The 12,408-nt window shown below is 38.2% G+C and carries 12 protein-coding genes; 4 read left to right on the top strand and 8 right to left on the bottom strand.

All coding sequences use genetic code 11. The annotated features are described in order from the left end of the window. Positions 1-2: 2 nt before the first annotated feature. The 3 genes from ZA06_RS15215 to ZA06_RS15205 all read right to left on the bottom strand — a co-directional run bounded on the left by ZA06_RS15215 (position 3) and on the right by ZA06_RS15205 (position 5,100). Entirely contained in the window at positions 3-3,272 is a 3,270-nt protein-coding gene (locus ZA06_RS15215) for an Ig-like domain-containing protein (protein WP_053978353.1), read from the bottom strand. Between the two features lie 122 nt (positions 3,273-3,394). After that, positions 3,395-4,624, bottom strand: coding sequence for a glycosyltransferase (locus ZA06_RS15210; RefSeq protein WP_053978352.1), 1,230 nt, complete (start codon positions 4,622-4,624; stop codon positions 3,395-3,397). Continuing rightward, on the bottom strand, positions 4,624-5,100 hold the full coding sequence (locus ZA06_RS15205; RefSeq protein ID WP_053978351.1) for a heme-binding domain-containing protein: 477 nt from the start codon (positions 5,098-5,100) through the stop codon (positions 4,624-4,626). The genes ZA06_RS15210 and ZA06_RS15205 overlap by 1 nt, the downstream gene beginning before the upstream one ends. Positions 5,101-5,137: 37 nt before the next feature. Here ZA06_RS15205 and ZA06_RS15200 point away from each other — a divergent pair, with 37 nt between their 5' ends. From ZA06_RS15200 to ZA06_RS16960, 3 genes are all read left to right on the top strand, one after another. Then, positions 5,138-5,701, top strand: coding sequence for a hypothetical protein (locus ZA06_RS15200; protein WP_053978350.1), 564 nt, complete (start codon positions 5,138-5,140; stop codon positions 5,699-5,701). 106 nt (positions 5,702-5,807) lie between these two features. Then, positions 5,808-7,151 carry an adenylosuccinate lyase gene (purB, locus tag ZA06_RS15195; protein WP_053978349.1) on the top strand — a complete coding sequence of 448 codons (1,344 nt, stop codon included), beginning with the start codon at positions 5,808-5,810 and terminating at the stop codon, positions 7,149-7,151. A gap of 16 nt (positions 7,152-7,167) precedes the next feature. Continuing rightward, a complete protein-coding gene (locus ZA06_RS16960; protein WP_157503292.1) occupies positions 7,168-7,344 on the top strand; it encodes a hypothetical protein in 177 nt (58 codons plus the stop codon). Positions 7,345-7,419: 75 nt separating this feature from the next. Here ZA06_RS16960 and ZA06_RS15190 read toward each other — a convergent pair whose 3' ends face one another. From ZA06_RS15190 to ZA06_RS15175, 4 genes are all read right to left on the bottom strand, one after another. After that, complete coding sequence (locus ZA06_RS15190) at positions 7,420-7,965, bottom strand: DUF4252 domain-containing protein (protein WP_053978348.1); 546 nt, start codon at positions 7,963-7,965, stop codon at positions 7,420-7,422. A 4-nt stretch (positions 7,966-7,969) separates the two neighbouring features. Next, a complete protein-coding gene (locus ZA06_RS15185) occupies positions 7,970-8,542 on the bottom strand; it encodes a DUF4252 domain-containing protein (RefSeq protein WP_053978397.1) in 573 nt (190 codons plus the stop codon). Between the two features lie 64 nt (positions 8,543-8,606). Continuing rightward, entirely contained in the window at positions 8,607-9,098 is a 492-nt protein-coding gene (locus ZA06_RS15180; protein WP_053978347.1) for a hypothetical protein, read from the bottom strand. After that, positions 9,085-9,594 (bottom strand): RNA polymerase sigma factor, encoded by a 510-nt coding sequence (locus ZA06_RS15175; RefSeq protein ID WP_053978346.1) that lies wholly within the window; start codon positions 9,592-9,594, stop codon positions 9,085-9,087. Before ZA06_RS15175 ends, ZA06_RS15180 begins: the two co-directional genes overlap by 14 nt. Before the next feature lie 245 nt (positions 9,595-9,839). On the opposite strand from ZA06_RS15175, the gene ZA06_RS15170 reads away from it, so the two are divergent. Beyond that, positions 9,840-11,279 carry a S41 family peptidase gene (locus ZA06_RS15170; protein ID WP_082332050.1) on the top strand — a complete coding sequence of 480 codons (1,440 nt, stop codon included), beginning with the start codon at positions 9,840-9,842 and terminating at the stop codon, positions 11,277-11,279. A 49-nt stretch (positions 11,280-11,328) separates the two neighbouring features. Here ZA06_RS15170 and ZA06_RS15165 read toward each other — a convergent pair whose 3' ends face one another. Next, positions 11,329-12,408, bottom strand: a complete 1,080-nt coding sequence (locus tag ZA06_RS15165) for a YncE family protein (RefSeq protein ID WP_053978345.1) — start codon at positions 12,406-12,408, stop codon at positions 11,329-11,331.

The raw sequence follows: 12,408 nt of genomic DNA, 5'->3' as shown, positions 1-12,408 counted from the left end.
ACCTATCTTAAGAGACTAAAATGCCCTCTTAAGGTTCTAGTTTGCCCATTTAAACGTATCAATTGAGCTTCAAACCAATAATCGGTAGCAGGTAAAGCCACACCGTTAAAGGTGCCGTCCCATCCTGAACCTGAAGGCTTGATTACGGCCATAAGCTTTCCGTATCGGTCAAAAATGTTCACGGTGGATTTTTCAGAATAGGCTTCATTAAATCCTTTGATATTCCAGACGTCGTTATAAGTATCTCCATTCGGACTGAAAAACTTCACATAACCTACTACAAAAATCTCTAATTGGGCGATGCCACAACCATTCTTATCACGAACATACAAGATATGTTCTCCTGCAGCAATCTCATCAAAATAAGGGTCGTCCTGGAAACTTGAAAACTCATCATCCAAGGCGTATTCATAATCTCCTATACCCAAACCGTTGGGATTTATAGAAACGGTATTATTATTTGAAAAATCCTGAATCGTTATATCTTCCTCATCCAATTCTGCAACCGAAGATTCTATGACTGTTACCACACTCGGTTCCGATTGACAACCATATTCCGAAGTCGCAACTACCGAGTACAATCCTCCCGAAGCAACAGGAACTGAAGGTGTATTAGAAATAACTGTACCACTGCTATCTGTCCATTCATAGGTGTAACTACCGTTAGGGTTTGTCACCATCAAGGTAACAGGATCTCCTTCCAAACAATATATGACTTCATCGTCGGTATCAAATTGAGGCAAAGTATAGACTTCCAACATCAAGTGAGGTCCAATCCCAAAACAATCACCATTGTCATCGCTTTCAACCCTAACATACAATAATTGCGCATCAGGAGTTTCGTTGGTATAAGGTACAGAGGCATCAATTTCATTTTGCTCGAGTTGGGCATCTGCTAGATTTTGATAGTAATGAACACTTAAATTTTGCCCTGTTGGAAATTGGTCCAAAAACACCTGTGACATCTGGCTTAAATCGAATTCATAAAAACCATCACCATCGTCATCACAATACTCTAAAGTTTCCATATAACCGTCCTGAAACGAAGTTGTGGACACCTCTAATGTAATGGTTGAAACCCGAAAACACCCATTTACGGAAACAACCCTCGCAAACACTTCTTCCGAAACAGAATTATTGAATGGCACGGGATCTACTGCCTCAATGCCATCATTGGCATCGTCTAAAGTCAGGTGATAGGAAATCTCAAACGCTTCTGAACTTCCGTCAACCAAAACTTCATTAATTTCATTCAAATTGAAATTAGTATATCCATCCACCAACCCATCTTCATCGCAATTTTTAAAAACCAAACTTGAAACAACATCTGGCAAAGCATTTACTTGAATGTCAAAACTCCCTTCCGAATAACACCCATCCTCCTGAAAATTGGTAATTCGAACATAAATAGATTGAGTATTAGCAACTGTATTTTCAAAATTGTCAGGAGTTAAGATTTCCTGAGAAAATGCCACATCCAAAAAATATGAGAAACTATACTCTGAAGCTGGGGCTCCATCCAAAATAACAGATTCATTTTGGGTTAAATCGAAACTTGAAATACCATTGGTATCATCGCCATCCAAATTGGAATCACAAACTTCCAAAACCGCTATATCATTTGGTACCTGAGGCGTTTCAAATAGGACCACCGTTACCATGGTACGAATAGAACTTTCGCAACCATCAATAGTTTGGGAAGCATAATAGCTAGTGCCATTCTCTAAGTTTTGTGAAGTAGCTAAAGGCGTCCCACCTGTTTCAGTGCCATACCAAACAACGGCAGTTCCTTCAACTTGTAAATCTGCAATAGTAGTATTCTCTAAAGTACAGAAAACTTGTTCCGCATCTGCTATAGGTGATGGTGTATCTTGAACCGTCAAGGTCACGGGAACTCTATTTTCACTTATACAATCGTTATATTGAGCTTCGGCATAAAACGTCGCGGTATCACTAAGTTCTGGTGTTGTAAAATAATTTCCTGTCCCCACTACATTACCACCAACCATGGCATCATACCAAAAAACAGTTCCTTGAGAAGGGGTTGCGCTAAGTACGCCACTGCCCGATCCACCACAAATAATAGCTTCACTATAATCTGTTATGGTAGGAATTTCAACTACCGTAGCAACAACAGGCTCTTTAATTCCATTAGGACATCCATTAATGGAAGCCAATACATAATAAGTGGTTGTTACTGAAATTTCTGGCGTGGTAAATGTCAATCCAGAAGCAATAGAAGTCCCATTTGGATCATCAAACCATAATACTGTCCCTCCCGAAGAAACGGCTTCCAATTCCACGGAACCCGAACCACAAACCGTAGCACCAACAACATTTACAATTTCGGGAATGGTAATTTTGGTGCTCGCTGAAATATCCACTTCCGGATCGCCCGGCATGCCTCCATATTCAATTATATAACCCTTTGGCTGATAATCTCCCGAAGTATCCCCTGCATTTGGCAAATCGTTCCAAGATCCTGGAACACCAACTCCCGGAGCCGTGACATGGGCATAGTCTTCATTGTTTAAATTATTGGGCTCTCCTGTGTTCCAAAAAGCATAATTGGGTGTAGATCCGTTCACGCCGCCATTCCAAAATACCATGCCTTCTTCTGGTCCTGTCATCCATTTCCAAGTCCCTTCAGACTCTACGTCACTTCCACCTATCCAACCTGCCCCTGCAGCTTGCTCTCCTGATAATTGCGCTTCTTCGGCAGACGTTATAGTGGCCAAATACCCTTGAAGACCGTAATATGTACTACTTTCCGCAGCAGCTTTTGCCGCTATCCACGTGATTCCCAAATTTGGAACATACTCATAATAATGCCCGGTAGAGGGTAAAAAGTTGGCATCTCCAACCGTAAATGAAAAATACTTTTCCCCAGAAACATTGTCCGTGTTGCTTTGGTACATCACATCATTAACAGCCGCAATCAAATCGGTATAAGTTGGCTCTGTAGTGCCCACTCCTGTCAAAGTCAGCTTTCCTTGATTGGCATCCCAACTTGTAGAAATGTTAGGGTGGCTTCCTGTTAAGACCAAATTATCAACACCCTGCTGATAGCCCGTAGATATTTGAATGTAGAGTGCCTCTACACTAGTATCGTCGGGATCGACAATATCAAAACTGGTGACAATGCTAATTTGCGACAAGGGGCAGTAATCCTGATCTCCCTCAGCTTCAATGGAAGGAGGTACATTACCTTGGGCAGCACAAAAAATAGGTAGAAAAACTAGGAATAGGAATATATGTATTTTTGGGATCACAAATGCTTTGTAAAAATTTACTGTAAATTTACATTAAAAATTCAGCAATTATCCCCTCCCTAAAATAAGATTTAAGCAAAAACCATTAAAAAATATGGAAAAGTCTCAATGTTGTAAAAAATCTATGCATTTTTAGCCTCTATCCATTTGCTCATAAACTTGGTACTTTGCATACTGTGGTGTAATAACATGGAGCCAATAAAATTTTGTTGTCTGTGAAGAGGTAAAGTTTTTAATAGTTCCTCTACCCGATTCATAAAAGGCATTTCAAATTGGGATTGCATAAATCGCTTTTCCAGACATTGAAAACCTTGTTCTTGGCTCTGCTCCCAGGACACCTTATCCTTGTACAAACACACTGCTTGGTCTGCAAATTCTTGAGGTGTTCCTGTAATAAAACCATTGGGAGGCAATTGGGCAAACATGCCCTCGGCTGCAATTGGACTCATCATACAAGGTGTACCGTTCAACATAGCATCTATTAATTTCCCCTTAAGTCCCGCGCCAAATTGTAGAGGTACCAAACACACTTTAGCACTTTGCATAACCTCATCGACTTCGGGAGCTACACCTTTTATCAAAAAGCCTTCTTTTTCATTATGTAACTGAAACACTTTTTGGGAGGGATAGGCGCCATAGACATGTAATTCTGCTTTAGGTAATTGCTTTCTTATCAATGGCCAAATAGCAGTTTTTAAATGCAACACCATATTGTAATTAGGCTCATGTAAAAAATTACCAATACTCACAAAATGTTGTCGTTCCCGAAACGTAGGTAAACTTCTTAAGGTACCTTCTTGGATTTCATCGAGAAGAAACGGTAAATAATACAATAGTGAAGGGACTATTTTGAAGGTATTGGTAAGCAAGTTCATTTCCGCTTCAGAAATGATCAAACTAATATCACAGCGATAGATACTGGCTATTTCCCTTTTGGCTGTATCATTGTACAGATAACTATTATCAAATTCCTTTCCTTCTTTTAAAGCTTGATGCCTTCCGCGGCGTAGACAATGCAAATCTTCAGTATCCAAAATACGTAGAGCGTTTGGGCAGTGCTCTGCTACCCGCCAACCGAATTGCTCTTCAGCCAAAAACCGATCGAACAAAACAATATCAGGATGCAATTCCTTGACAAAAGTGTCAAAACTTGAGCTGTTCAGCTCTATGGCTTTTACTGTAACATCAACGCTTTCTAAATCAAAAGCATTATCGGTTTTAGCCGTTGCCGTGGCAAAGGTGATTTGGTAATTCTGATGTAGAAAACTAAAAATTAATTGCATCATTCGGCTTCCCGCTGCCGAACTTTTAGGTTCAGGCCACACGAAGCCGATAATAAGCAGTTGTTTCATTAATCGTTGCTGGTAATTTGAGCTTGGTATTGGGTGCGCAATTGCTTGGCCCAATTATTAAGAGCTATTATTTGGGCCTCGGTAAGGTTGGCTTCACCATGAGTCCATGTATATGATGGCAAAGGCATTTTGCCTTCTTCAACTTCTTCTATCAATTCATCCAATTTATGGTCCTTTTTCTTCACAGAATAGTCATTCCAAGCAGAGAAATTCAAATGTTTCTTACCGTCTTCTACATGCTCTCCCATCCAAAAGTTCACTGGTGTAATATTGTTATACCAAGGATACCTAGTTACATCGCTATGACAGTCATAACAACTTTCCTTTAAAATGACTTTTACATCTTCAGGAGGATTGGTTTCAGTTAAAAAAGGCTCCAAAGAAGCAAGGTCTCCCTGATTCTTTTCAGGACCAAAAAACTGAGCCACAACAACAAGGACTAAAAGTACCAACAAGATTTTCTTGAATATTTTCATTTTAGTTATTTTTAGGATTTAAAAATAGCAATAAATAGTGACTTCAGCTCAACTCTACGACGAATTAAATTTTGTCAACCATTCCCGCGAAAAGCGCTTGTACTATGCCAATTTGGTAATCTCTACCCCTACACTTATTCCTAAATTATTGGATATTTTGTTTATGGTGGATGACAAGGTTTCGTGTAGGGCCGCTTGGGTATTGGAGTTTGTAGGTGGAGAAGATTTGGAGGCTTTGATTCCATTCCTAGATAGGTTCACGGAAGATATGGGCAAAGTGCATCTGGATTCGGCTGTAAGGCCTGTAGCCAAAGTATGTGAATACCTGATTAAAGCCTATTACGACAAAACTCCAAACCGTATCCAAACCGAATTGTCCCCAACCCATAGGGAACGCATTATTGAAGTCTGTTTTGACTACATGATCAATGATCAAAAAATTGCGCCAAAGGCCTATGCCATGCATACCCTTTTTATGTTAGGCAAGGATTACGATTGGATCCATCCGGAACTTGCCATGATCTTGGAGCGTGATTTTCAATTGCAAAGTGCAGGATATAAGGCCCGAGCACGGCATATTCTCAAAAAAATAAAATCTTAGATTTTGTAAAGAAAAGTCGCCCCAATTCTTCCAAAAACTTCATAATCTGCACTTCGGTCTTACACCTAAAAAGATTATCTTTGCAACTTCTAAAAAAACATACATCATGTCTTTATCACCATTAAATGCCATCTCTCCAATTGATGGGAGATACCGAAGTAAAGCAGAGGCGCTTGCTCCATATTTTTCTGAAGAAGCGCTTATTAAATATCGCGTTCAGGTAGAAATTGAATATTTTATCGCACTTTGCGAAATCCCGCTACCCCAACTTGCCGATTTTGACGCCACGCTATTTGATAAGTTAAGAGCTATTTACCTAAATTTCTCATCGGAAGATGCTCTTAAAATTAAAGACATTGAAAGTATTACCAATCACGACGTTAAGGCTGTTGAATATTTTATCAAAGAACAGTTTGACGCTCTTGACATTGCCAAATACAAGGAGTTTATCCACTTTGGATTGACTTCTCAAGATATCAACAACACAGCTATTCCTTTAAGCATTAAGGAAGCCATGAACGATGTTTACGTTCCTGAATATTTTAGTGTTGTAAACAAATTAAAAGAACTTGTAGAGGAATGGGCAGAAATCCCAATGTTGGCAAGAACACACGGTCAACCAGCTTCTCCTACACGCTTAGGTAAGGAAATTAATGTATTTGTAGTACGTCTTGAAGAACAATTGGCTTTGTTGAACGACATCCCAAGTGCTGCTAAATTTGGTGGGGCTACAGGAAACTACAATGCTCACAAAGTAGCTTACCCAAAAATTGATTGGAAAGAATTTGGAGGACAGTTTGTACAGAAAAAATTAGGATTGTACCACTCCTTCCCTACTACACAAATTGAGCATTACGATCACATGGCGGCCCTTTTTGATACCTTGAAAAGAATCAACAACATCTTGATTGATTTGGACAGAGACGTCTGGACTTATGTATCTATGGACTATTTCAAGCAAAAAATCAAAAAAGGAGAAGTTGGAAGTAGCGCAATGCCACATAAAGTTAACCCAATTGATTTTGAAAACTCTGAAGGAAACTTAGGAATTGCTAATGCTATTTTTGAGCACTTGGCTGCTAAATTACCAATCTCTCGTCTACAAAGAGACTTGACCGACAGTACGGTTTTACGTAATGTGGGAGTTCCTTTTGGACATACCATCATTGGATTTAAGGCTACGCTGAAAGGATTGAACAAACTATTGTTAAACGATGCTAAATTTGCTCAAGACCTAGAAAACAACTGGGCGGTAGTTGCTGAAGCTATTCAAACTATTTTGAGAAGAGAAGGTTATCCTAATCCTTACGAAGCGTTAAAGGGACTTACCAGAACCAATGAAAAGATTACTCAATCCTCTATTTCAAATTTTATTGATACCTTAGAGGTGTCTGAAGAAATCAAGGACGAATTAAAAGTAATCACACCATCTAATTATACTGGTATTTAATTTGACTTAACAGATTATGAGCAGAAATGTCCTATCCGTAATTTTTACAGCTGTGATTGCTGCTGGATTTTTTATCTCGGGGCTTTTTGACATTTTGGACAATTTCATGATCAAACTATTATTGTTTATCAGTTTTGGAGCATTCATCGCCTATTTCTGTGTGATGATTCTTTCTGATAAACAATCAAAATAAAATAGTATTACATCTATAAATAAAAAATCACCTTGGAATCAAGGTGATTTTTTTTATGTGTTATTTATTATTCTTCTACTTGAACATTTCGGCAAACTTCCCGATTTCGGCTTCTCCCAAATCTGCATTTTCCAACACCGATGACAATTTCATGATTTTGTTAATGTTCATGTTATCGCCCAAAACCCTGATAATAGCAAATCCTTTGTCGTTGGAATCTCCAAAAAGCACCAATTCATCGATATTGGTTTCCTCTCCAAGATACTTTACTACAAAATGTCCGTCTGTAGAATTTCCTCCTCTAATAAGTTCTTGGTATTTAGGATCCTTTAAGATGGTCTTTACCTTTGCTACCTCAGTTTCATATTCCGTTCTATTGGAATCGGATACTACAAAAGCCAACATATTCAATTTATCAACCGACTCATAGGCTTCTTTCTGCTCTTCGGTTAACGACGTTTCTTCTATATTCAAAAAACTAGTTGGAACATCTATAGAGGTAAAACCTGGTTTAAGTTCGTTATCTACATAATAGGTTTGCAACGTTGGTCCTTGGCTACAGCTTAATAAAGCTATAACCAAGGCTACCAACCAGATGCTATTTTTGATTGATGGTATCATAATCTTAATTTTTCTTACCTGCTTTTTCTAAATGCTCGCCTCCAGGGACGTTCATGCTATTAGTCATTTTGGAGATTTGACGTAAGTCAATATCTCCCGTCAAAGACAACAACACTGTTTCCACTTCACGCTTCTCACCATTTATAGTGATATCCGCGTCTTTAGTGTATTCTGTAAGTCCGTTAATAAACATCAGCAACTCCTTAACGTGGTTTTCATCCTTTCCTTCCTTCACGTAGAATTTTACAGTTTGGTCCCCATCTTTAATTCTCATTAGTTCTTGCAAACTGGAACTTTTAAGATAACTATTTACTGTTGCATTCATATCTTTGGAAACCTCCATATTATCTGTAGTAAATACTTTTAGACCTGTAATTCTTTTGGCCATATCCATAAATTGTTGAGCTTCTGGATCGTCCAAATCTACATTGACACTAGCCAACATGCTGAACATTTTTTGGTTGATAATGACAGAAGTAACCCCATCTTGATCTTCGTATTTATCGAAAATACTCTGACCGAATGACAGCACTGGCAATAATACCAAGGCTACCATTATAATTAAACTCTTGCCCATAGTATGTGTTTGGTTTACGTATGTGCTAAAACGCGCTAATTTTTTCATAATCTTGTTTCTTTTTCTAATTACTTAGGTTAAAAATCTTGTTTGTTGTTTCTGAAAACTCTCCTACGTAGTTCATAGACTCCACACCTTTTTCCAAATTTTGGGAGACAAGGCTCAAAGCGTTTAAACTACTTGCTCCTTTGTTAAACTTTGTAGACACTAGGTTGAGAGCTTCCACTGTTTGGTTGTAGGCCATTAGCTCATCATGGCTAAGACTCTCCAACCCTTGTTTTGTATCGGTAAGTAAATACACCGACACCATAAGAACTGCTACTGCCGCGACTGAAATCCATCTATACAATTGATATTTCTTAGGTTTTAATGGAACGTCCTTGGTAAACTGCTCTTGTTTTGTAGCGTCAAAATACTGGAACATTACCTTGTACGACTCTAAATGTGGTGGCACATCCTCTTGAGCAAAATAGGCCTTTAACTGCGCTTCTTCTCTCAAGCTGGTCTCACCATTATCGTACTTTTCCAGCAACCGCTCTATACTATTTAATACCATAACTGTGCGTATGTGTTAATTTTTCTCTTATTGTTTTCCTTGCCCTAGACAATGCCACTCTAATGGCGGTTTCGTTCATGTCTACTACTTTGGCAATCTCACTAAATTCATACCCCTCAATATCTCTAAGCTGTATGATAATTTGTTGTTGTTCTGGCAATTCTTCCATGATTTTGGATACCCAACTCATGCTATCCCTTACTTCAACTTCCCTTTGCAACGCCACATTATGATCTTGATAATTGCTATGAACAATTTTTAGGTTTTGTGCCTGTTTGGACTTTAAACGATCCAAGCAAAAGTTTTTGGTCATGGTCATAGAAAATGCCTCAATATTTTTATACTCCGCCATTTTCTGTTTGTTGTTCCACAACTTCACAAAAATCTCTTGAGTGGCATCTTCGGCTTCTTCCCGAGATACCAACAAGCGCTTTGCCAGTCTAAAAACCTTATCCTTTAAAGGCATTACAATATGTACAAAATCACTCTGTGTCATTGTTTGGTTTGGTCAGTCGAAAACGTTCTATTATCGCTTTCTATCCTTACGACGATATACCTTATTTTTTGTTACGGCGTAAAAACATATTTTTTATTGAATACCGTAATCTCTTGTGTTTATTGACGTTCAGAAATTAAAACACGTTATAAATTATTTTTTTAATTCACCATAATGTAAGTAAATTTAGAGCTTATTAACCTACTTTGAAGCTTATTTAATAAGCGACATCAAAAAAATAACCTATGAAGTTTTTAAAATTGAGCCTTTTGGCATTGGTCCTTTTTACAGCCACAAGCTGTTTTGACGATATGGATGACACCATTAGTTCTTCTACAACTAATGTCAAAGATTTCGTTTGGAAAGGCATGAACTTTTGGTATCTCTATAAAAGTGAAATCCCTGATCTTGCAGACAACCGCTTTGCTTCCAATGAAGAATACAGTAATTATCTCAACGGTTTTTTGACGCCCGAAGAATTGTTTGAAAGCTTGATTTACCAACGTGAAACCGTTGATAGATTTAGTGTTATTGTGGATGATTATATTGCTTTGGAACAAAGTTTTGATGGCACTTCCTATAGCAACGGGCTTAAGTATACCCTTTATGAATTCCCAGAAAACTCTTCAAATGTCATTGGAATCATTAAAATGGTTTTAAATGACAGTGAAGCTTCAGCTGCGGGTGTACAGAGAGGGCAAATATTTAATTCGGTTGATGGAACGGTTTTGAATATAGATAATTACGGTCAACTTTTAAATCAACAAAGTTACACTTTGGGCTTTGTAGACTATAATGATAATGGCACTCCCGAAAATGAGGATGACTTTGTAGAATCTAATGGACAGACCACAAGCTTAACCAAAGTAGTTTATAATGAAAACCCTGTTTATATTTCCAGTATTTTGGAAGTGAATGGAGAAAATGTGGGCTACTTAATGTACAATCGATTTAACAATAATTACGATAGCCACCTAAACAATGCTTTTGCCGAATTTCAAGCTAGCAATGTGCAACACCTAATTATGGATTTCCGTTACAATCCAGGTGGTTCTGTAAATACAGCTTCGCTTTTGGGAAGCATGGTGACAGGACAGTTTACGGGCGAAAACTTCTCAAAACTTATTTACAACAGCGATCTTCAATCTCAAAATTCAACTTACGAATTTAAAGATAGTTTTAATGGTATTGCAATTAACCATCTTAACTTGAGTAAAGTGTACATTATCACTTCTGCTCGTACAGCTTCGGCAAGTGAGTTGGTCATTAATAGTTTAAATCCTTATATCGATGTTGTTGTGGTGGGAGACGAAACTGTTGGAAAAAGTCAAGCCTCTATTACAGTGTACGATTCACCAAACTTTACGGCTCAAAATAGAAATCCTACACATACTTATGCTCTACAGCCTTTGGTTGCACAATCTATCAATTCACTTGATGAAGCAGTGCCTTCCAGCGGATTGGTTCCTGATATTGAAGTCATTGAAAGCGCTTTAAACCTAGGTGTTTTAGGAGACGTAAACGAACCGCTTTTGGCGGCTGCTTTGGCTGACATCCAAGGAAGTTCAGGAAGATTTGCGCCTTCGATTGAAAAGCCTTTCTTAAAACCAATCGATTCTGACGTAGACAAGAATCCTTTTGAAGACTTTATGTATTTGGATGACGATCACTCTCCTTTTAAATAAAAAAATGGCCGCTAAATAGCGGCCATTTTTTTATACAATATTATCTTTTTTAGTTGAAGTAAACCTTAGAAGCCGCAAGACCAACTTCGATGGTATTGGTTAAGTTCCCTGTGGCCAAGTCATAAATTAACAAATCACTCAAAGAAGCATAGTCTTTAGCATCCGTTATATAGGCCATTCCGTCTTTCACATTAAATCCGTAGGGTGACATTGCGGTTATATCTACAATTGCGGTTGTAGGTAACGCAGTATCATTTTCCGACATTTCAAAAATTTGCCCTCCCATTTGGAAGTAAATAGTCCCATTGGCATAGCTCATCAAGTTTGGACTGCTGCCTTCTTCAAAAGGAATCTCAGAAACTACTGAATTGTTTGCAGGATCTATTCTTGTGATTGCACCTTGAGTATACCCTACTACTGTCCAACTCTCATCATAAATTGTAGCACCTTCCGAAAGGACAATTAAATCTCCTGAATCACTCATTAGGATTTCATCTGGAGTATCATAAACTTCAATAGTTTCCACAGAATTATCAGCAGTATCTATCACCGACACAATGTTATTTATGGAATATCCCCCTTTATGAGTCACAAACAATTTATCTCCAACAGCAATAATTTGCTCTGGACCTTCACCTACAGGAATCGTGGTTTCTACAGAATTTGTGGCCAAATCAATAACGGCTACAAAATCATCATCACCAATGAATCCGTCTCCCCAATTGGTTACATACCCCTTACCATTAGCAAAAGCAATAAAACGAGGCAATGACAATCCTGAAGTTATGGTCACGTCTTTTTCAAACGTAAATCTATCTACAACATTAATAGTGTTGTTATCCGTTACAATATACCCTTTACCGTCGTGGAAACCCATTGATTGTACATAAACGCCTAATTCCAGATTATTAACAGAGTAAAAAATGCTATTTTCTGAATAACTGTAATCGTTCGCCACAAAGGAAACCGATCCAGAAAGACTTCCTCCTTCAGCCAATACCAAGATCCCATTTTCATATTGTCCTTCTTCAACAGGCAGCGTAACGGAATCATCATTATCGCTGCTACATGAGGTAAAAAATAGCCCTACAGATAAAGACAGAGCTAAAAACTGAAATATATTTTTCAT

It is taken from the genome of Mangrovimonas xylaniphaga, assembly GCF_001280435.1.
Taxonomy (GTDB): Bacteria; Bacteroidota; Bacteroidia; order Flavobacteriales; family Flavobacteriaceae; genus Mangrovimonas_A; species Mangrovimonas_A xylaniphaga.
Note: the sequence above shows the minus strand (reverse complement) of the source record. Positions and strands in the feature narration are given on the sequence as shown.

Bases quoted from the DNA above. Each gene is read 5' to 3' on its own strand.
- ZA06_RS15210 (WP_053978352.1), bottom strand. From the start codon at position 4,624: ATGAAACAACTGCTTATTATCGGCTTCGTGTGGCCTGAACCTAAAAGT.
- ZA06_RS15205 (WP_053978351.1), bottom strand. From the start codon at position 5,100: ATGAAAATATTCAAGAAAATCTTGTTGGTACTTTTAGTCCTTGTTGTT.
- purB (WP_053978349.1), top strand. From the start codon at position 5,808: ATGTCTTTATCACCATTAAATGCCATCTCTCCAATTGATGGGAGATAC.
- ZA06_RS16960 (WP_157503292.1), top strand. From the start codon at position 7,168: ATGAGCAGAAATGTCCTATCCGTAATTTTTACAGCTGTGATTGCTGCT.
- ZA06_RS15190 (WP_053978348.1), bottom strand. From the start codon at position 7,965: ATGATACCATCAATCAAAAATAGCATCTGGTTGGTAGCCTTGGTTATA.
- ZA06_RS15185 (WP_053978397.1), bottom strand. From the start codon at position 8,542: ATGGGCAAGAGTTTAATTATAATGGTAGCCTTGGTATTATTGCCAGTG.
- ZA06_RS15180 (WP_053978347.1), bottom strand. From the start codon at position 9,098: ATGGTATTAAATAGTATAGAGCGGTTGCTGGAAAAGTACGATAATGGT.
- ZA06_RS15175 (WP_053978346.1), bottom strand. From the start codon at position 9,594: ATGACACAGAGTGATTTTGTACATATTGTAATGCCTTTAAAGGATAAG.
- ZA06_RS15170 (WP_082332050.1), top strand. From the start codon at position 9,840: ATGAAGTTTTTAAAATTGAGCCTTTTGGCATTGGTCCTTTTTACAGCC.
- ZA06_RS15165 (WP_053978345.1), bottom strand. From the start codon at position 12,408: ATGAAAAATATATTTCAGTTTTTAGCTCTGTCTTTATCTGTAGGGCTA.